The 20105-nt window shown below is 63.2% G+C and carries 21 protein-coding genes and 2 pseudogenes; 8 read left to right on the top strand and 15 right to left on the bottom strand.

The genetic code is table 11. From position 1 onward, the window contains the following. The first annotated feature begins 10 nt into the window (after positions 1-10). From ACM43_RS05505 to ACM43_RS05495, 3 genes are all read left to right on the top strand, one after another. Positions 11-664 (top strand): TetR/AcrR family transcriptional regulator, encoded by a 654-nt coding sequence (locus tag ACM43_RS05505; protein ID WP_271538695.1) that lies wholly within the window; start codon positions 11-13, stop codon positions 662-664. A gap of 222 nt (positions 665-886) precedes the next feature. After that, positions 887-1300 (top strand): hypothetical protein, encoded by a 414-nt coding sequence (locus ACM43_RS05500; protein WP_271538849.1) that lies wholly within the window; start codon positions 887-889, stop codon positions 1298-1300. Positions 1301-2434: 1134 nt separating this feature from the next. Then, positions 2435-2749 (top strand): hypothetical protein, encoded by a 315-nt coding sequence (locus ACM43_RS05495; protein ID WP_271538693.1) that lies wholly within the window; start codon positions 2435-2437, stop codon positions 2747-2749. Here ACM43_RS05495 and ACM43_RS05490 read toward each other — a convergent pair. Beyond that, positions 2746-2871, bottom strand: coding sequence for a hypothetical protein (locus ACM43_RS05490; RefSeq protein ID WP_271538691.1), 126 nt, complete (start codon positions 2869-2871; stop codon positions 2746-2748). The genes ACM43_RS05495 and ACM43_RS05490 overlap by 4 nt on opposite strands. Positions 2872-3115: 244 nt before the next feature. Then, the gene (locus ACM43_RS05485) at positions 3116-3265 is read right to left on the bottom strand and encodes a hypothetical protein (protein WP_271538689.1); all 150 of its coding nucleotides are present in this window, start codon (positions 3263-3265) and stop codon (positions 3116-3118) included. 17 nt (positions 3266-3282) lie between these two features. Between ACM43_RS05485 and ACM43_RS05480 the strand changes: the two genes are divergently transcribed. Then, on the top strand, positions 3283-3675 hold the full coding sequence (locus ACM43_RS05480) for an SDR family oxidoreductase (RefSeq protein ID WP_271538687.1): 393 nt from the start codon (positions 3283-3285) through the stop codon (positions 3673-3675). 27 nt (positions 3676-3702) lie between these two features. On the opposite strand, the gene ACM43_RS05475 is transcribed toward ACM43_RS05480, so the two are convergent. From ACM43_RS05475 to ACM43_RS05420, 12 genes are all read right to left on the bottom strand, one after another. After that, positions 3703-4677: a tripartite tricarboxylate transporter substrate-binding protein gene (locus tag ACM43_RS05475; RefSeq protein ID WP_271538685.1), complete on the bottom strand. Its 975-nt coding sequence runs from the start codon at positions 4675-4677 to the stop codon at positions 3703-3705. Between the two features lie 24 nt (positions 4678-4701). Next, positions 4702-5418, bottom strand: coding sequence for a GntR family transcriptional regulator (locus ACM43_RS05470; protein WP_050991723.1), 717 nt, complete (start codon positions 5416-5418; stop codon positions 4702-4704). Between the two features lie 23 nt (positions 5419-5441). Next, complete coding sequence (locus tag ACM43_RS05465) at positions 5442-6182, bottom strand: SDR family oxidoreductase (RefSeq protein ID WP_271538683.1); 741 nt, start codon at positions 6180-6182, stop codon at positions 5442-5444. Between the two features lie 24 nt (positions 6183-6206). Beyond that, positions 6207-6977: an SDR family oxidoreductase gene (locus tag ACM43_RS05460; RefSeq protein WP_271538681.1), complete on the bottom strand. Its 771-nt coding sequence runs from the start codon at positions 6975-6977 to the stop codon at positions 6207-6209. 16 nt (positions 6978-6993) lie between these two features. Beyond that, positions 6994-7374: a carboxymuconolactone decarboxylase family protein gene (locus tag ACM43_RS05455; RefSeq protein ID WP_036011548.1), complete on the bottom strand. Its 381-nt coding sequence runs from the start codon at positions 7372-7374 to the stop codon at positions 6994-6996. Positions 7375-7403: 29 nt separating this feature from the next. After that, the gene (locus ACM43_RS05450; protein WP_157285228.1) at positions 7404-8639 is read right to left on the bottom strand and encodes an ABC transporter substrate-binding protein; all 1236 of its coding nucleotides are present in this window, start codon (positions 8637-8639) and stop codon (positions 7404-7406) included. 30 nt (positions 8640-8669) lie between these two features. Beyond that, positions 8670-9902, bottom strand: a complete 1233-nt coding sequence (locus tag ACM43_RS05445) for an ABC transporter substrate-binding protein (protein ID WP_271538677.1) — start codon at positions 9900-9902, stop codon at positions 8670-8672. 32 nt (positions 9903-9934) lie between these two features. Continuing rightward, a complete protein-coding gene (locus tag ACM43_RS05440; protein WP_036011537.1) occupies positions 9935-10642 on the bottom strand; it encodes an ABC transporter ATP-binding protein in 708 nt (235 codons plus the stop codon). Further along, complete coding sequence (locus tag ACM43_RS05435) at positions 10629-12401, bottom strand: branched-chain amino acid ABC transporter ATP-binding protein/permease (RefSeq protein WP_271538847.1); 1773 nt, start codon at positions 12399-12401, stop codon at positions 10629-10631. Before ACM43_RS05435 ends, ACM43_RS05440 begins: the two co-directional genes overlap by 14 nt. Before the next feature lie 2 nt (positions 12402-12403). Then, on the bottom strand, positions 12404-13339 hold the full coding sequence (locus tag ACM43_RS05430; RefSeq protein ID WP_036011532.1) for a branched-chain amino acid ABC transporter permease: 936 nt from the start codon (positions 13337-13339) through the stop codon (positions 12404-12406). Between the two features lie 79 nt (positions 13340-13418). Then, on the bottom strand, positions 13419-14813 hold the full coding sequence (locus ACM43_RS05425; protein ID WP_271538672.1) for an MmgE/PrpD family protein: 1395 nt from the start codon (positions 14811-14813) through the stop codon (positions 13419-13421). Positions 14814-14843: 30 nt separating this feature from the next. Beyond that, complete coding sequence (locus tag ACM43_RS05420) at positions 14844-15737, bottom strand: NAD(P)-dependent oxidoreductase (RefSeq protein ID WP_271538670.1); 894 nt, start codon at positions 15735-15737, stop codon at positions 14844-14846. Positions 15738-15767: 30 nt separating this feature from the next. Here ACM43_RS05420 and ACM43_RS05415 point away from each other — a divergent pair, with 30 nt between their 5' ends. From ACM43_RS05415 to ACM43_RS05400, 4 genes and pseudogenes are all read left to right on the top strand, one after another. Further along, entirely contained in the window at positions 15768-17333 is a 1566-nt protein-coding gene (locus tag ACM43_RS05415; RefSeq protein WP_271538669.1) for an MmgE/PrpD family protein, read from the top strand. Positions 17334-17361: 28 nt separating this feature from the next. Then, on the top strand, positions 17362-17748 hold the full coding sequence (locus tag ACM43_RS05410) for a carboxymuconolactone decarboxylase family protein (RefSeq protein WP_157285224.1): 387 nt from the start codon (positions 17362-17364) through the stop codon (positions 17746-17748). A 27-nt stretch (positions 17749-17775) separates the two neighbouring features. Beyond that, positions 17776-18622: pseudogene (locus ACM43_RS05405) on the top strand (N-acyl homoserine lactonase family protein). An 88-nt stretch (positions 18623-18710) separates the two neighbouring features. Then, positions 18711-18806, top strand: a pseudogene (locus ACM43_RS05400) (DUF3833 family protein); the annotation flags it as partial. 824 nt (positions 18807-19630) lie between these two features. Here the strand turns inward: ACM43_RS05400 and ACM43_RS05395 are convergent. Continuing rightward, on the bottom strand, positions 19631-19936 hold the full coding sequence (locus ACM43_RS05395; RefSeq protein WP_271538665.1) for a hypothetical protein: 306 nt from the start codon (positions 19934-19936) through the stop codon (positions 19631-19633). Positions 19937-20105 lie beyond the last annotated feature (169 nt).

The raw sequence follows: 20105 nt of genomic DNA, 5'->3' as shown, positions 1-20105 counted from the left end.
CTGTAATTTGGTGACCGAAAATCGCCAGCGCCGGCGCGGCCGGCCCGCCAACGAGACGCTTGGCCAGACGATCGTCGACGCCGCGCGCGAACTCTTTTTGGAATTGGGTTTTCAGGCGACGACATTGGACCAGGTCGCCCGGCGCGCGAAGATATCCAAGCTTAGCATCTACAGGCACTTCGAGAACAAGGAGGCGCTGTTCGGCGCGGCCATCGCGGCCGGCTGCCAGCTCTTGTTTGCACCACAGGCCCTGCATGAGGACGACGATGGTTCGGTCGAAGATCAGCTCATGGCGGTGGGATCATTGCTGCTTCGCACGCTGCTCAGACCGGACGTCCGCAGTGTCGAAGCCATGGTCATGGCCGACAAGACCAATCAAACGTCGCTAAGCAAGCTCCATTTCGAAGCCGGCCCCGCCCATGTCATCGGCCAGATCGAGGCCCTGTTGCGTCAGTTGCACGCGAAGGCGCTTCTGAACGTGCCCGATCCTCACCGGTCCGCCCGCTTGTTTGCCGCGCTTTTCAAAGGATCCGATCTCGTGATGATCGCGCGCTTCGATCAGGCGAGAGCAGAGAACGACAAGGAAATCGAATCCTATTGCCGGTCGGCCGTCGCAATGTTCATCGCCGGGCACGGTGGCAGGGACGACGCGGTATCACGGTGACAATGCACCTAATTCAGGACTTCGGACCCGCGAAAGCCGGAGTTAATTGTGCGCACTGTCACCGTAATCCCAGGCTGGTGACGCGGGCTGCAGCCATGCCTGCGCGCCCTTCTTTCTCAAGCTTAACATTTTTGAATCGCGAACGCACGGAAGCAAAGTACGGTGGCCATTTCCCGTGAGGGGATCTTCTGGCGCTGATTGATCCAGGGCGGGGGCGGGGGCGTGAATTTCCAGGTTACGGTTTTGAAGATCCTGGTGAGCTATCCGGACGGCTTTGCCGTCATGGAAGACCTCAAGCGCGACATGGCCATCCTGGCGACCAGTGGCCGCGATTGGGCCGACCGGACGAGGCGTCTCGCCAGCCGGGTGCCGGACCTCGACATCTTTTCACAGGGGCTTGTCGAGCGCATCAGCGGTGGCTGGAGACTGACGTCCAAGGGGCGAGACATATTGGAGTTCATGGAAGCCCGCCCAGCACCGAGCGAGCCCAGCCTGACGTCCCTGGTCAATGAGACGTCCCAGCCGGTATTCGAGATTGCTCCGCTGCCGCAGCCAGCTGAGCGGGCCAAGCCGCGGCGCGAGCGCCGAGAGCGCCGCCGCGAAGCCCGCGAACGGGCGAGGGCGAACGCCTCCTGAACCGGGATTGAGGTCGGCGGCGAACTCGCTGTACATCGCCGCGCTCGAAGGGCGCCAAGTCGGCGGAGACGCGGCGGCGAGGGGTGTTAACCACCCCATCCCTCGTACGGATTATGACCTGGTTCTGGTTGGTCATCATAGTGCGGGGTCGGTTGATGGCGGGCCGGCCGTGCCGGTGAATAGGCCCAGGCCCCAGCGGTCCCAGTCGTCAAAACACGAGAATGCGCTGTCGCATGATGCCGATGGACCTGATGCCGATGGACTTGGCCTGCCACCGCGGCGCTGACGGGTGCACACAGGATAATGAAGAGGCTCAAAACGACACCCGATCGCATGGTAGTTTCTCCGATAGATCTACGATGAGGAGTTAGATGAGTCTCGGTCTACGCCCTCGCAATCGGCCACGCCTGCAAGACTGGTAACGTCCTCGGCATCCCGCGCCGGTCGGCGGTCGAATTCGTGCGAATCTGCAAACCCCCGCACTCGGCTTCATGCTGGCCGTTGCGTCACGGTTTGCCTTCGTCGCCGGGGTGCGTCACGCAATGGTGAGCACACCGATTTGCCATTCGCGCAGGCGTGATTGTTCACCCACGTGTTTTTCCCGAGCGCATCCCCACCTAAGGTTCAACCAAGAAATTCGAAGGAAACGCATTTCAACAGAGCAGCCGGTCGAGGCAGCGCGAATGCTCCGCACGAAAACAACAGCCGTTCGGAGCACGACCATGACTGGATTCAGGACCTTTGTTATTGCAGCGATGATGTCGATTGGCGCGATAAGCTCTGCAAGCGCCCGGTGCCCGTTGTGGGCGATTCAAGATCCAAATTCGTTTCAGGCACAATATCCCGATCGGGATGTGTTGAACGACTGCGAACTGACGCCGGCAGGCAGAATGGGCCTGGTACGCCCTGGCGGCGCGGCTCCCGTGTTTGGGGCCAACAGGGCTTATGAGACAACGCCTGGCGTTGCCCAGCACCACGGCTTTCGCCACCGATCGCGGTGAGTATCTGAAAATGGATCCGGATGGTCGGATTGCGGCAGAGAAACCGTAGCGCGCCAAGTCGAATCGCCAAGTCGAATGACCAGAAAATCAATCCGCGCACCTTCGGTACGCGACCGTTTTCAGCGATTCCTGAGTGCTGTCGGGACCAATCAAATGCGAGTCGATTAAGTCATTGATTTCGCGTCCGTCGCCAAAAGATCGCGAGTCGTTTCAGGTCACTTCCAAAGATTTGCGAGTCGAATTGGTGATGACGCCGGATCTTGGGTTGGATGCCGCGATTTATTGTCCAGATGTCGTGGTCTTGTGGAGCTTGGTGCTGCGAGCGCTGCCCGCAATGAACAACCTGCCCGAGAAAAACCGTCGGGGCCAGCACAAGTCGTCTGAAGCGGTGGAGCGCTATCGAGAGATCGATGTGCGATCGACGAGCGCCGCGCCGGTCGAGGCTTAGCCGCCACCGCCAAAACCACCGCCGTGGCCACCGCCACCACCGCCGCCATGTGCATTGGCCGCGCCGACGGCGAGCGTCGAGGCGAGTGCTGCTGTCGCCAGAATAATGATTGCACGTTTCATGGATGACTCCTCTTGTTGCGCTGTCCGGCCATGTTCCGCGCGAGGTTGCCGATGGCCGGGTCAGTGATGAGGGAGAGGTAGGTCCGGTACGAGGCGATCCAACTGAATTCGATGTCAGATGTCAGGCAAGCCGCTCGCGAAGAGCGTCTCGCGGATCGGCGCGACGCACGCGTAGGAGCGGGCCGACCAGCGCAGTCCGCTCCTTGTTATTGCACAATGCGGCGAAGCTACAGGGCAGGCCGCGTCACCCAATCAGTACTGTGCCCGGCTCGCACCGTACGTTGTTGCCGGTCCACGGCGCGGTAACAAAGGCGCCGACGCGCGGCGCCGGAACGCAGGCCCGCTCGCCCGGATAATGGAACGGCGTGGTCGCCGCGACTGTGTCGGCGGCCACGTCGGGCCGTCTTCCAGATGACCCAGGCCGTGGTGCCACATATGAAGGAGCGCAAATACGGGCGGATCGTCAACATCGCCTCGCTCGCCGCTCGAACGGGCGGTCCGGGACAGTCCCATTATGCCGCGTCGAAGTCGGCCGTGGTCGGCTTCACCCGGGTGTCGTCCATGGAGTTCGGCGGCTACGGCATCACGGTCAATGCCGTATGCCCGGGCATCATCGTGACTGAGATGGGGTTGAACAATCTCCGCGATCCCGAGCGTGTCGCCTATTTCGAGAAGGTCACGGACCTGCACCGGCTCGGGCAGCCGGAGGACGTCGTCGGGCCCGTTGCGTTCTTTGCGTCTGACGATTCTGCGTTTGTGACCGGCCAAGCCCTCAACGTCGACGCAGGCATCTTCTACAGCTAGCAACGGGGTCGATCCGCTCTAGCTAACCTATTGCGGATCGATGCCGGCTGCCTTGATGATCCTTCCCCATTTGCCGATCTCAGCCTTGAGAAAGGCTTCAAGGGCTTCCGGCGTCGCGCGTTCGGGTTCAACCGGGGACATGCTGAGCTCACCAAACCGATTGATCAGGGCGGGATCCTTTAACGCGGTCTGCAGCGCGCCGACGAGTTGGTCGACGACGGGCTTCGGCGTGCCGCGCGGGGCGTAGAGGCCATACCACGTCGTCACGTCGAACGCGGGAAGGCCGGCCTCGGCCGAGGTCGGCACGTTCGGCAGCGTTGCAACCCGCTTCTTGCTCGTGATCGCGTAGCCCTTGATCGTGTTCGACTGAATATAAGGCGTCGGCCCGGTTGCAGGGTCGCAATAAACGTCGATGTGGCCGGCGATGACGTCGTTCAGCGCTGGGCCGCCGCCCTTGTAGTAGATCGGGGTGAGCTTGGTATCGGTGGTGCTCATGAACATCAAACCGCAGAGCTGTGAGGCCGAGCCGAGACCGACATTGCCGAAGGTGATCTTGTCGCCGGCATTGCGGATCTGCGCGATGAGCTCGTTGAGATCCTTGGCGGGAAAGTTCGGCCGCGCCACGAGGATCATTGGGACGTCGGTGACGAGCCCGATCGGGGCGAAATCGCCGACCGGATCGAACGGCAGCTTGGCGTAAAGGGCCGGCGCGGTGGCCTGGCCGACATGCATCAGCAGCAGCGTGTAGCCGTCGGGGGCCGCCTTGGCGACACGGTTGGTGCCGAGCGTGCCGCCGGCGCCGACGACGTTTTCGATCACGATCGACTGTTTCAGCGTCGCACTCATCGCGCCGCCGAGGATGCGTGCGATCACGTCGCCGGGACCGCCAGCTGAGAACGGCACGATCATCGTGACCGGGCGGGTGGGGTAGTCTTCCGCAATGGCTGCGCGGCAGGGATAGAGCAGGACAAACAGGATCAGCGATCGTACGAGATACGTCATCGAACACTCCCTGGCGGCAATGTTTTAGTCGTCGGAAGGCGCCGCCTCCTTGGCTGCCGACGATTTTTCGATCATGTCGAGCGCGGCCACCGCAGCCGCATTGATGTGGTCGACGCAGCAGCGCTCGGCGAGGTCCGCATCGCCGTTCTGGATCGCGCGCCAGATCGCGGTAACCTCGCGCAAACTCTTGTTGATCCGCTTCGGCTGCGACATCGAGGTGATCCGCAACAGCTGGATTCGGTCATGCAGCGGCTTGAGCATGCGCTCGATGAACGCGTTGCGGCAGCCACCGATCAGAGCGGCGTAAAAGTCGGTCTTGGCTTCCAGGCATCCGACGAGGTCCTGCTTGGCTGCGGCTGCCTTCAGCCGGGTCAGGGCTTCCCCGATCCGGCGAGCCACTTCCGGGTCGTGAAGCCTGGCGCATTCACGGCCGGCGAAGCCTTCGAGCACCGCGCGGGCGGCGTAGAGCTGCCGGGCCTCCTCCAGGCTGATCGTGGAGACCACAGGGCCGCGGTGCGGGACCGTATTGACCAGCCCGTCGGCCTCGAGGGCGCGTAGTGCTTCGCGGATCGAGGGGCGGCTGACGCCCATCATCTCGCAGAGCTCGCGCTCGACCAGACGCTGGCCCGGTTTCAGCGTGCCGGACATGATCGCCTCGCGCAGCTTTTGCGCCACCATCGCTCGGACGGTCGGTACGTCATCGATGCGGAGTGTCGACTGCAATTCGCGGCGTCTTTCCATGTCCGGGCCTTGGTTGGAATGATTCAATACCGGTTTACAGGCAGAATCATCATTTCGGCAATTTGAACGTGGGCGGGCTGATCCAGGGCGAACACGATCGAGCGGGCGATGTCGGCCGGCTCGAGCGCCATCCTGAACTGGTCGAAATAGTCCTTTTCCTTCTGCTTGTCGCCGCGGTAGCGGGTCAGGATGATGTTGGTCCGCGTCAAGCCGGGCTGGAGCTCGGTGACCCGGATCGCGGTGTCCGCCAGCTCGCCCCGGAGGGTCTCGGTGAACATGTGCACGCCGGCCTTGCTGGTGCTGTAGGCCGCCATATCCGGGATTATACGGACGGCGTTGATGGAGCTGATGTTGACGATATGGCCGGCGTTGCGCTTGACCATGTCGGGGAGGATCGCGCGGGTGACGCGCATCAGGCCAATCAGGTTGGTCTGAATGATGTTGGACCAGTCGTCGGCGGAGCCCGCGTCGAAGCGTGTGCGGCCGCCGATGTCATGCCCGGCATTGTTGATGAGGATTTCGACCGGCTTGAAATGAGCAGGAATGGCCTCCGGCAGACTATCCACGTCCCGGGAATCGCTGACGTCGAGCTGAATCGGAAACACCTTGTCGCCGACGGTGGCCGCCAGCTGCTGAAGCGCCTTGGCGTCACGATCGACCAGCACGACGCGGCGGCCGCTGTCCAGCAGCGCCTTGGTGATGGCGCGTCCCATGCCGCCGGCAGCGCCGGTCAGGACGACGGTCTGGCCTGGTTGTTCGGTCATCTCAGCACTCCCATTCCAATGCTCTCATGCGATTGACCAGCCGCCGTCGATGGGCAGGCTGGCGCCGGTGATGTCATTTGCCGCGGTACCGCAGAGAAAGACGACCATGGCGGCGACCGCATCCATTTCGACGAAGCGCTGCGTCGGCTGCCGCTCGCCAAGATATTCGCGGGTCACGTCATCGACGGGGCGTCTGCTATTCGCTGCCATCGTCGCGATCTTGTTCAGGATCGCCGGTGTCGGCAGCGTACCCGGGCAGAGCGCGTTGCAGGTGATTCCGCTGCGGGCGGTCTCGATGGCCACCGCGCGGGTCATGCCCAGAATTGCCGCTTTGGTCGTGACGTAGTCGATGCGATCTTCGACCGCGCGGCTCGAATAGATCGAGCCGATATTGATGATCCGGCCCCAGCCGCGCTGCTTCATCGCGGGCAGCGCAAGGCGGATCAGGTGGAACGGCGCCGACAGATTAACAGCGAGCGCCTGGTCCCAGCGGTCGGGTGGAAACTGCTCGATCGTCGAGAAATGCCTGACAACGGCGTTGTTGACAAGGATGTCGATGGCTCCGCAGCGGTCGAGCAGGCCGACCATCATGCTCTCGATGTCGTCGCGCCCGGACAGATCGGCAGCGGCGGGGATGACCTCGACGCCGAAGCGGGCGCTGAGCTCGTCCGCGGGCTGCTTCGGCGCAACGAGGTCGTGCAGGACAATGTTGCAGCCCGCGCCGGCCAGGCCTTCCGCGATGGCGAGGCCAAGGCCTGCGGTCGCGCCGGTCACGAGTGCCCATTTGCCCTTCATCGCAGCCCGCCCGCCCTTATTTCTTGTCGAGCTCGGCGAAGACTTCCTTCGCGTTCCGGAACGCGTCCACGCCGGCCGGCACGCCGCAATAGATCGCGACCTGCATGAAGACCTCGCGGATCTCCTCTTTGGTCGCGCCATTGGCGAGGGCGCCGCGGACGTGGGTCTTCAGTTCGTGCGGACGGTTGAGCGCGCAGAGCATCGCCAGATTGAGGAAGCTGCGCGTCTTTCGCGTCAGCCCTTCGCGGCCCCAGACGTAACCCCAGCAATACTCGGTGGTCAGATCCTGCATCGGGCGGTTGAACTCGTCGGCTGACGCGATCGCCTTGTCGACGAACTCGCTGCCGAGCACGCTTTTGCGGATTTCGAGGCCGCGGTCGTAGGTCGCCTTGTCCATTCTGTTCTCCGTTTCGCTTTCGAGCGGTATCAGGTCTTGGGCCAGAACGGCTTCGCCAGCGCAAGCTCAGGCGGGAACACCGTCACCGGCACGCCGGATTGCCACTGCACGATGGTCATGCCGGCGCCGACGCGGCGGCCTTTCTGGTCGAACTTGATTTCGCCGAGCGGGTAATATTTCGAGGGACCCGCATCCATGGTGCGCAGCGCTTCGCCGACCGCGACGCGGTCGGCCTTGCCGGCCTTCTCCAGCGCGTCCTTGATCACCCACATGTCGCCATAGGTGGAGATCGCGTTCTGCGTCATCCACGGCTCCTTGTAGCGGGTCTTCAATTCGGCGATCAGGGCCTCGTGGCCCTTTGCGCCCCAGCTCGCAACGCAGGTCAGGACGCCCTGTAGCAGTTCAGGGCTCACGGTCTGCAGCATGTCCGGCTCGGCGATGGCGATGCCGAACGAGATGGTCGGCACCTTGCCCTGGCCGAGGCCGAACTCGTTCATCTTCTCGAGCAGCAATTTTGCGTCCGAGATCACCGTCGGCAGGAAGAAGAGCAGGTCGGGTTTGGCCGAGCGAATCTTCTGAACCAGCGACGTCGCGTCCGCCAGCGGCGGCGTGAAGGTCTCGTCCACGATCGGCTGCAGCTGGTTCTCTGCCAGCAAGCCCTCGCGCATCGATTTCGCCGAGGCGATCGACGCCGCCGTGTTGTCGGTGAGGATCGCGACCGTCTTCGGCCGCTTGCCCGATGCCGTCTCGGCCAGCTTGATGATTTGCGGCAAGGCCTGGCGAGCCTGTGAGCCTGCCGTGGCCGAGGTCTGGAATACGTATTTGAAGCCGCGATCCGTGATCAGATCGGAGTAGGAGAGGGTGAGGACGGGCAAGTTGGCGCGTTCCGTGACCTCGGTGACCGCGAGCGTGAAGGATGACAGGTAGGCGCCGCTTGCTGCGACCAGGTCGCTCTCCTGCGCCACCATACGCTGGGCGGCGTTCTTGGCCTTCTCAGTGGTGTCGCCGGAATCGAGCACCACGAGCTTCAGCTTGGCGCCCCCGAGCGCCTTGACTCCGCCTTGCGCGTTGATGTGCTCGACGGCCATCTCGGCGCCCTGCCGCATCACCGTTCCCGGACGGGCGTAGATACCGGAGATCGGCACCAAGAGGCCGACCTTCACCTCCGAAGGCTGCTGGGCCCAGGCGCGGGATGCGATCAGCGTGCCGGACGCGCCCGCAAGCAGTGTTCGACGGGTGATCGTGATCTTGCTCGTTGCACTCATGACAATCCTCCTCCCTGAAAATGCGCGATGCTATTTCTTCGGCCAGAACGGCTGCGCCTGCGCGAGCTCGGGCGGATAGACGGTGACTGGCACGCCCGATTGCCATTGCACGATGACGACGCCGGCACCGACCCTGCGGCCCTTCTCGTCGAACTTGAGCTGTCCGCCGGGATAGTATTTCGACGGTCCGGCATCCATGGTGCGGAAGGCCTGCGCGACCGCATTGCGGTCAGCCTTGCCGGCCTTCTCCAAGGCTTCCTTCATCAGCCACATGTCGCCATAGGTCGAGATGACGTTCTGCGTCATCCAGGGCTCCTTGTATTTCGCCTTGAGCTCGGCGATCAGCGCCTCGTGACCTTTCGAGCCCCAATTGGCGACGATGGTCATGATGCCCTGCACTGTCTCCGGGCTCACACTCTGGAGCATGTCCGGCTCGGCGATGGTGATGCTGAAGGACACGGTTGGGATCTTGCCCTGGCCAAGGCCGAACTCGCTGATCTTCTCGAGCCCCAGCTTGGCGTCCGAGACCGCGTTCGGCATGAACAGCAGCAGATCGGGCTTGGCCGAGCGAACTTTTTGGATGAGCGGGGTGGCGTCCGCGAGAGGCGGCGTCCACACCTCCTCGACGACGAGCTGCAGGCCTTCCTGCGCGAACAGCTTCTCCTTCAGAGCCTTGGCCGTGGCAACCGAAGTCGCGGTGTTGTCCATCAACATCGCGACCGTCTTCGGCTTCTTGCCCGACGCATTCTCGGCGAGCTTCATCAGAGTCGGCAATCCGAGCTCGGACTGGCGGCTCGCGGTCGCGGCGGTCTGGAAGATGTATTTGAAGCCGCGGTCCGTCAGAAGATCCGAATAGGACAGCGTCAGCACCGGCAGCTCGGCACGCTCGGTCACTTCGGTGACCGCCAGCGTGAAGGACGACAAATAGGAGCCGGTGGCCGCGACGAGATCCGGCTCCTGCGCCACCATGCGCTGCGCCGCGTTCTTGGCCTTCTCGGTGGTGTCGCCGCAATCGATCACGACGAGCTTCAGCTTGGCGCCGCCGAGCGCCTTGATGCCGCCCTGCGCGTTGATGTGCTCGATGCCCATCTCGGCGCCCATCTTCATCACCTGACCGGGGCGGGTGTAGATGCCCGACAACGGCACGATCAGTCCGACCTTGATCTCGGCCGGTGTCTGCGCGCGTGCCACGCCGGCAAGGCCCACGGCGGCGGCGCCGGACAGCACGGTCCGTCGCGAGAGTCCCTTCGATGTCTTGTTCATTTTGTTTGCTCCCTGGTCTTTTTTTATGGTCGTCACATACCGAGATAGGCCTTCCGCACGCGGTCGTCGGCGCGCAGCGTGTCGTTGTTGCCTTCGAGCACGACATGGCCGGCTTCGAGGACGTAGCCGTGGTCCGCGGATTCCAGCGCTTCCGCCACGCGCTGCTCGACCAGCAGCATGGTCAGCCCGGACTGGCGGCGAATCTCGATCAGCCGATCGAAGATGAAGTCGGCGGTTGAGGGCGCCAGCCCCATCGAGGGTTCGTCCAGCATCAAGAGTTTCGGCGAGGAGGCGAGGCCGCGGCCGATCGCGAGCATCTGCTGCTGGCCGCCTGACATCGTGCCCGCGAACTGGCTGCGGCGCTCCTTCAGCACCGGCAGCCATTCGAAGATGCGCTCGATGTTGCTCTGCCAGTCGCGTCGACCGCTCTCCGTCATCGCACCCATCTCCAGATTCTCCATCACGGTCAGTGACGGGAAGACTTGGCGGCCCTCGGGGACGTGGGCGATGCCGAGATGGGCGCGCTGTGGCGGCGGCACTGCGAGGAGGTCGACGCCGTCGAAGGTGATGGCCCCGCCGCTCGGCTTGACGATGCCGGAGATGGTCTTGAACAGCGTGGTCTTGCCGGCGCCGTTGGGCCCGACGATGGCGACGAACTGGCCGGCGCCGACATTGATCGAGATGTCGTTCAGGACGGGTTTGGCCGAATAGCCCGCGCTCAATCCCTCAATTCGCAGCATGGCCCACCCATTTCTTGCCGAGATAGGCCTCGATCACCCGGTTGTCGCGCGTCACCACTTCCGGCAGGCCTTCGGTGATGACGGCGCCGTGGTCGAGCACGACGAATCTGTCGACCAGCCGGACCATCGCCTGCATCGTGTGCTCGATGATCGCGATGGTCATGCCGTCGCGCGCGAGCTGCTGGATCACGGCGACGACTTCGTCCGCCTCGCCGTGGCCGAGGCCCGCGAGGGTCTCGTCGAGCAACAGGATGCGTGGTTGGCCGGCGATCGCGCGGGCAAGCTCCATCAGCCGCAGCTCCTTGGTCGAAAGCTCGCCGGCGACGCGGTCGGCGACGGCGGAGAGCCCGACACGGGCAACTGCATCGGCGGCAAGCTTGCGAGCTTCGTCGTCGGACCGCGCGCGCACATAGGCACCGACCACGACGTTGTCGAGGATCGACATGCGCAGGAATGGTCGCATCACCTGGAAGGTGCGGCCGATGCCGGCCTCGCAGATCACGTGCGGCCGTTGGCCGGACATGTTGCGGCCATCGATCAGCACCTCACCCTCGCTCGGCTTCAGGAAGCCGTTGAGGAGATTGAACAGCGTGGTCTTGCCGGCGCCGTTGGGGCCGATGATGCCGAGGATCTCGTTCTGGTGCAGCTTGAAGCTGACATCCTGCACCGCCTTGAGCCCGCCGAAGGACCGCGACAGGTTCTTGACTTCGAGCACGACTTCACCGGTGGCGGCGCGCTGCCGGGGGGCGGGCTTCAGCGTGGTGACGTTGGCAGCCGATGTTTCGGGCGGGTTGGAGGCAGCCGCCTTAGGCGCGATCCGTTTGCGCAGGAGATCGCGCAGCTTCCAGAACAGGCCTTCCGGTGCCAGCAGGATGACGCAGACGATGGCGAAGCCGAAGATCACGCCCTGGATGCCCGGGAAGCGTGCGCCGGCCTCGGCGTGCAGGATCTCGGCGAGCGGGATCAGGATCACCGAGCCGATGACCGGTCCCCAGACCGTGCCGACCCCGCCGAACATCGCAACCGTCAGCGCCTGGGCCGACACCAGCATGCCGAACACCGATTGCGGCGTCACGACCAACAACACCTGCGCGTAAAAGCCGCCGATCGCCGCGGCAATGGCCCCGCTAAGCGTGATCGCGCGCAGCTTCCAGGCGAGCGTATTGATCCCGGCCGCCTCGGCGGCGGCCTCGTTCTGCTTGATCGCGAGCAGTGCCATGCCGAAGCGGGAGCGCTCGATGAATTGCGTCAGCACGATGGTGGCAAGCATGATTGCGAGCCCCAGCAGCGTGTAGATGCGCGGATCGGCGAACTGCATGTAGGCGATCGGCGCGTCGCGCTTGATCGGAAGCGTCACCTCCTGGAAGCCGAGCCACTCGAACACGTAGAGGATGGCAAGCGGGTAGGCGAGCATCGCCAGGGCGAAATAGTGGCCCTGGAGGCGGAAGGTCGGAAATCCGATCAGCAGCCCGGCGATGCCGCCGAGCACGGCCGCGATGGGGATCAGCAGCCAGGGGGAGATGTCGAAATAGATCTGGCCGAGCGCGGTTGCATAGGCGCCGATGCCGAAGAACGCGGCGTGGCCGAACGAGATCAGTCCGGTGTAGCCGCTGAGCAGGTTCCAGGAGAGGCCGAACACCGCCCACACCGGCACCAGCGTCAGGATCAGCTGGTAGTAGGAATTGGTGACGCCGAGCGACAGCGCGGCATAGGCGATCGTGAAGAGCAGGGGAGGAAGAAAGGAGCGCATCCGGAGCATGATCACGTCCTCTCCACCATCCGCCCGAAGAAGCCTTGCGGTCGGAAGAAGATGATGAGGAGGAAGACGGCGAAGATCGCGGCGTTCTGCAGCTGCGTCGGCAGGATCAGCGTCGACATCTGCTGCACGAGCCCGATCGTCATGCCGCCCCAGAACGCGCCGATGATGCTGCCCATGCCGCCGAGCACGACGCCCGCATACATGACGATGACGTATTCGAGGCCAACGAACGGGTGGAACGGATAGTTCGTAGCGAGGAGGCCGCCGGCGATCGCCGTGATGCCGCAGCCGAGCGCGAAGGCGGTCCGGTGCGCGCGGTCGACGTCGATGCCCATATAGGTCGCGGCGGTCGGATTATCCGCGGCGGCGCGAAGCGATTTGCCGATCCGCGTGCGCGTAATCAGCAGCGAAAGCAGGATCATCATGATCAGCGAAACGATCATGTCGATGCTGCGGGCCTTGTTGAGAAAGATGCTCATGTCGAAGAAGGGGCCGAGCTCCCAGGCCGAGCTCGACAGCGGCGTGCGGATCGAGGCCAGCACCGAGCCGAACACGATGAGGCCGCCGTTCTGCAGGATCAGCGCGATGCCGAGCGTGAGGATCAGCTGGGCGTAGTGTCCCTCGCCTTCGAGCGAGGCGGTGCGCGTCCCCGAGACGTGCGAGATCAGTGCCCGGTGGACGAAGTAGCCGAATACGGCAAGCACGGGGCCGGCCAGCAGGATGGAGACGAACGGTCCGACGGCATTGCCGAAGAACGACTGAACGCCGGCGGCGGTGAACAGATAGAAGGCAGTGTACATGCCGAGCATCATGAAATCGCCATGGGCGAAGTTGATGACGCGCATGACGCCGAAGATCAGGCCGAGCCCGACGCACATCAGGCCGTAGACGGCGCCGATCAGAAGGCCCGCGGCGAGCGCTTGCAAAAATCCTTCCATCAGCTTCGCCTCCGCGCGGCTGACGAACCTAAGCGGGTCTCGAAGTCGACCATGTTTCCCCCGTACTCTCCGGCACTTCTTATGATGCCGATCGTAAAACCCGTTCCGCCGTGTCCAGGCGGCATAGTGCTGCGATATCGCCGGCATTGCCGAGCCGTTCGCAGTTCTCGATGAGTTGCTCCAACCGGTGCGCGCGGTCCTCACCGAGGACACCCTGAGCGGCCGTGCGAAAGCGCGTGCGAATATCTGAAGGCGTCGCGGCGATGACGTCGGGTAGCGCGTGCCGGATCGTCCGGCCGCTCTGCAGATGCACGCTCACATCCGCGCCCTGCTTGTCGGGGAACGCGGTGGTGAAGCCGACATCCGGCTCGAGCTTCGTGATCGCAACCAGGCGGATGATATCGACATCATCGAGTTCGGCGTAGTTGCCTTCCTCGATCTCGCCCCTCACGAGCGTGGCCGCGACGCTGAAGGGAATGCTCATCTTGGCCTGGAGCGCGTTCCGATACGGGCCGGTGGAGGCGCACCCAGGATAGCGCACGGCGGCATCGGGAGCGCGAATGACGACGCGGTCGATCTCCTCGGGGCCGGCGAGTTCGTGCGAGACGCGAAGGGCCGCTTGCGCGGCGGTCTGCGCGAAATTGCAGGCCGGGACCGGCTTGTTATAGACCGCCATGATCTCGCATTCGCCATTCGGAAACAGCGCGATGCTGTCGGGCGCGGCCTGGCGACGATAGGCGGCGAAGAGGCCGGCCTCGCCCTCCAGGATCGTTTCGGAGCCGAAAGCGCCGGCTGCGGCGAGGCCGATTGCCTTGATCGCATTGCTGGCGGCGAAGCCCGGATGAAAATACATATCGGAGCCGCCTGCATGCGGCCACTCGTTGAGACCGCTGGACGTGTTGGCTGCGATCGCGATGGCGCTGGTCGCTGCGTCTTCGGACAGGTTGAGCGCGAAACTTCCGGCGAGCGCCGCGCCCAGCGGGGCCACGAGGCCGGTCGGACGATAGAGCCGGGCGAGATCGGAGGTCAGCAACGCGCGGCCGATCCGCGCGCCGGTCTCATAGCCGATGATCGCGGCTGCGAGCAGCCTTGAGCCGTGCAGCTGCGACTGTTCGGACAGCGCGAGCAATGTCGGCCAGATCACCACGCCGTGGTGCGCAATGCTGGCGGCATGCATGTCTTCCCGCACGAGTCCGTGCCCCATCACGGCATTGGCGAAGGCGGCATCGGCCGGCGAGGAGAGTTGCGACATTCCGACGATGGTTGCGCTGCCGCCACGTTGTGCGATCGCGATTGCCTGACGACTCCAGGGATGATGACCGGCCTCGAAGGCGCAGAACAGGAAGTCGAGCAGGCAGAGCTTGGCCTTGGCGACCACTTCAGGCCCGAAATCTCCGAGATCAATGGCAAGCGCGCTCCGCGCCATCTGGCGCGCGAGCGATACCTTGCCTGATCCGGTCGGGCCGTTCGTCATCGCAAGTGTTTCTCCCAAAGGCTCTTGCGCTCAGCCGCGCATCTCGACCCCGGCCCACTCCTCGAGCACCTTGGCGATCGAGGTGAAATCGGATGACGGGCCGTATTTGGCGTTGGTGATCGCCAGCATCTGCCGTACCACTGCGCCGCAGACCATCGGCACGCCCATGGCCTCGGCCTCGTCCACGCAGAGACGGACGTCCTTGTAGGAAAGGCCGGTGGTGAATCCGAAATCGAACGTGCCCGGCAGCACCGAACGTGGAAATTTGTCTTCGGAGGCGCTGTTGCGGCCGCTGCTGGCGTTGATGATATCGATCAGCACCTTGGCGTTGACGCCGCCCTTGACGCCCATGGCGACCGCTTCCGACGTGATCACCAGCGCCGCCGCCGCCATCAGATTGTTGGCGAGCTTGGCGGTCTGCGCCACGCCGGGCTTGTCGCCGGTGTAGAACAGCTTGCCGAAATTCTTCAGGATCGGCTGCACGACGTCGTAAGTCGCTTGCGGGCACGATACCATAACGGCGAGCGTGCCGTTCACGGCGCCCTTGATGCCGCCGCTGACGGGCGCATCGACCAGCGTCATGCCTTTGGCTTTCAGCCCTTCCGCAACGAGCTTCGCCGCACCGGGACCAGAGGTCGAGAGATCAACGACGATCTTGGCGCGGTTGCCGCTGCTGATGCCGTCCTCGCCGAGAGTGACGGTCTTGACGATGTCGGGCGTCGGCAGACTGGCGAGCACGATGTCGGCGCGCGAGGCGACGTCGGCCGGCGACTTGCCGACCAAGGCACCGCGCTTGACCAGCGGCTGCGTCGCGTCGGTCTGCGTGTCGTAGACGACGAGCGAATAGCCCGCGTCCATCAACCGCCCCGCCATGGGGCCGCCCATGCGGCCGGTTCCGATCACTCCGAGCGTCTCTCCCGGCATAGTTCACTCCCTGTAGCGCGCCCCAGCAGGGTGCGCCGTCTTGATCTTGTTGTTGTCTGTCGCCGGCCGTTCCGGACGGCCGTCGTCATTGTGGCGGCGGGACCCCGCGCCAGCGTTCGGATTGTTATGATTGTCAGACAAGCTGTCAAGCATAACATTTGGGGTCGACAGTTTGCCGCGGATCGGCATAAGGTCCGAAAAACGAGGAAGACGCCCCGCGTGCCGCAAGACTCAATTCCCAGCGTGAGCAGGACGCTCGCCGATTTCGTCGCGGCGACGTCGTGGGCGGACGTGGAGGCGCAGAGCGGCGAGGCGCGGCGCTCGATACTGAATTTCTTCGCCACGGCACTCGGCTCCGCACGCGATCCGGTGGTGATGGCGGCGATGCGAACCCTGTCGCCGTTCAGCGGCGCCGCGACCGCGACGGTCATCGGTCATTCGCAGCCGATGGACGCGATGTGCGCATCGTTTCTCAACGCCATCTCGGCCAATCTGCTCGATTTCGATGACACCCATCCCGAGACGATCATTCATCCGGCGGCACCGGTCGCAGCTCCAGTCCTCGCACTCGCGGAGACGCATAAACTGTCTGGACGCGAATTGTTGACGGCGTTCATCCTCGGTGTGGACGTCGAATGCCGCATCGGCGCCGCCGTTTCGCCGCGCCATTATGCGCGCGGCTGGCACATCACTTCGACCTGCGGGATCTTTGGCGCCGCGGCGGCTTGCGCCAAACTATTGGGCCTGCCCGCGGAGGTCATTGCGAATGCCATCGGGCTCGCGGCGAGCCAGTCGGCAGGCAATGTCGAGAACCTGCCCAGTGCCGCGAAGAATGTCAGCGTCGGTAACGCTGCGCGCAACGGTTTGTTTGCGGCGCTGCTTGCAGAGCAGGGTTATGAGGCGGCCCCCCACGCCATTGAAGGCCCGGTCGGTTGGGCTCGCACCATGGGTGACAAGCCGGATATTGCCCGCTTGCTTGATGGTCTCGGCAAGACCTTTGAGATCGCCAGGAACACCTACAAGCCCTATCCCGCCGGCATCGTTTTTCATGCGGTCATTGATGCCTGCCTTCAGTTGCGAGAGCAGATCGGTCGGCGATTCGACCAGATCGACACCGTGACCGTTCAAGGCTCGACGCTGCTGCTTGCGCGCGGCGACCGCCCCGTCAACAACGAGCGCGATGCGCGCGTCAGCATCCATCATTCCGTGGCGTGTGGATTGCTGCTCGGCAGAGCCGGCGTCGCCGAGTTTGCACGCGAGACGGTCGTCCGGCCCGATATTGTGCAGCTGCGACAGAAGGTGAGGGCGGAGTGGGATGACGGGATGCCGGATGGTGCGGCACGCGTGACCGTGCGCCTGTCGTCCGGCGAGGTTTTCACCGAGACCGTCATCTCGCCGCGCGGCAGCCTGGCAGCGCCGCTTGGAGATCGCGATCTCGAGGCCAAGCTGCGCGAAAGCGTGCGAACGGGCCAGAGCAATTGGGACGCGGATGGTGTCATCGACGCCGTCTGGCGTCTCGATGCGGTGGCTGACGTCGCCGAACTGCTGCGATCGTTGCGGCCGCCCTCGGCGATGCGCCGAACAACTTCCATCTAGACTCTCGCAAGACCTGAAAGGGACGATCATGACCAAGACCGAACTGTTCGAAAAGGGCCTCAAAGTCCGCAAGGAGGTGCTCGGCGAGGACTACGTCAACAAATCGATCGCCGGTGCCGACGAGTTCACGCGCACGATGGCGGAATGGTCCACCGAATTCTGCTGGGGCGCGCTGTGGACGCGGCCCGGCGTCGACCGTCGCACGCGCTCGATCGTCAATTTGGCGATGCTCGGCGCACTGAACCGGCCGCACGAGCTGAAGCTGCACGTGAAGGGCGCGTTGAAGAACGGGCTGACCAAGGAGGAGATCAAGGAGATCCTGCTCCAGGTCGCCGTCTATTGCGGCGTGCCCGCCGGCATCGACGCTTTCCGCAACGCACGCGAGGCTTTCAAGGAAGTTGACGCGGAGTCCTGAACGCGCCCCACTTGGTTGGTGGAAGTCATGAGCGAGCCGGAATACGAGCTCTTTGCCATCCGCTACGCGACGCGGGATGCGCGGCGGAGCGAGCACTTCATCGGCGGTGACCCGCACGACGGGCCGATGCCGATGGATTATTTCATGTGGCTGGCGAGGGGTGGCGGACGCGTCTTCGTCATTGACACCGGCTTCAACGCCGCGATCGCGAAGCAGCGCAAGCGGGCGTTCCTGCGCTGTCCGGTTGAAACGCTTCGCGCCTTCGACATCGACGCAGCCGACGTCAGGGATGTGATCCTCACGCATCTGCACTACGACCATGCCGGCAATTTCGACCGCTTTCCGAACGCGCGATTTCATCTCCAGGAGCGCGAGCTCGCCTATGCCACCGGCCGCTACATGCAATATCCGAGACTGTCGCATTCCTTCGAGGTCGAGGATGTCTGCGGCATCGTGCGGCTGAACTATGCGCGCCGCGTCCTGTTCTACGATGGCGACGCCGAGATCGCTCCGGGGCTGACGGTCCATGCGGCGGGGGGACATTCGGAGGGTCTTCAGTTCGTGCGCGTGAGAACCCGCCGGGGCTTCGTTGTGCTCGCCTCCGACGTCAGTCAATTTCTACGAGAACATGGCCGGCGAGCGCCCGTTCACGACCGCCTTTCATGTCGGCGACATGCTGGCAGGTTTCGACAAGCTGCGGGCAGCCGCGCCGGATGCGGATCACATCGTACCCGGTCATGATCCACTCGTCATGAAGCTCTATCCGGCACCAAGCCCGGACCTCAGCGGTGTCGCGGTCCGGCTCGACGTCGCACCGTCTGAAATCGCTTCTCGGGACATCCGGCAGGGCGCAGAAGGCTGCGCGCCACAATGATCATTCTGGAAACACAGGTGCTGTGATGGCGAGCTCTTGCGTCGCCGCCGCCACCCCAAGTGACCTGTCGTCACTGGAGGCGACGAAATACGCGATCGACGATCGCGCCTGCATCGTGCGCGGCAGCGCCGGGCGCGCCGGCATCCCGTTCGCGACGGCGCATGTGACCTATCGGAAGGTTTAGGTTTAGGCGCCAAGGTGATTACCTTTCCGGACAACGCGTCTGCAATTTGGGTGCACTATCACTGTAATGCGCACCAAAAGCCGGGTGGTTTATTTAGATGGGCCGCCGGATCGCGCCATTGTCGCCTTAGAGGACGCAGCTTTTCGCGTATCTTCCTGCGCGAATATGGTATGGCATGATGTGATTTGCTGAAGCAATGTTGATGGCCTAGAGGCGGCGATGCAGAACATCTCACATGCGGTAATGGCTCAGCGTACCGAGGCCAAGGATAGCCGCGATGATTTTCCAACGCCGCCCTGGGCCACTCGGGCTCTCTGTGAGCACATCCTTTCAAAATCAGAACTGTCGCGTATGACGTGCTTAGAGCCCGCGTGCGGACGAGGTTACATGGCGAGACCGCTTCAAGAGTACTTCCAAGTGGTTGAGGCGGCGGATGCGTATGCATACGGTTATGCACCGGTGCGCGAGTTTCTGAGCTACCCATACGAAACAAATTCACACGACTGGGTCATTACCAACCCGCCGTTTCGGCTAGCTGAGGAGTTCGTTTTGCGAGCCTTAAACGTCGCAAGGCAAGGTGTCGCTATCCTTGCGCGCACTGTGTTCTTGGAGAGCAGCGGACGTTATGAGACGATATTTTCCAAAAGACCGCCTACAGCTTTCGCGCAATTCGTCGAGCGAGTGCCGATGGTCAAAGGGCGTGTCGATCGAAAGGCATCAACAGCGACGGGATACGCTTGGCTTGTCTGGGACAAACGCAGATCAGGGCCCCCCCTTCTCCAGTGGGTACCTCCATGCCGTAAAACGTTGGAACGGGAGGACGATTACTCGGCGCGATTGTAGCGCGCTACGCCGGCTTGGAGTTGTTCGAGAGCAGTTTTGTTATCCCCAGCTTCCAATGCCTTGATCGCCTTCTCGACATACGCGTGGAGATATCGTCCTTTGACGCCAGGAGGTCCTTTTGGCGGCAATTGGTCGGCGGGAGCAGCTTCCTTTGTGCCGAAGCTTCCGTTTGTGGCTTCGACAATTCGCGCCTGATTTTCTCCAAACCAAGCCGCAACGTCATGTTGCTTGTCACCACGAGCAATCATTCCGATAGCAATTTTTGCATCATTGATGGTCATAGCCATGTGCGCTAAGTCTCCCTCAAAAATTGCAGAAATAGCAACTATGCACGCTTAGATAACACTTTCTGCCTGTGCAGTCTATTGGGCGGGAGCAGCCGTTCGGATTTGTGAGAGAGATGAGAGTTTAGTTTCCGACGCGAAGAAATAAACTAGCCCATAGACCGGGATGAAC

It is taken from the genome of Bradyrhizobium sp. CCBAU 45321, from assembly GCF_028128975.1.
In the GTDB taxonomy this organism is placed as follows: Bacteria; Pseudomonadota; Alphaproteobacteria; order Rhizobiales; family Xanthobacteraceae; genus Bradyrhizobium; species Bradyrhizobium yuanmingense.
This window is presented reverse-complemented; position numbering and strand designations above follow the sequence as displayed.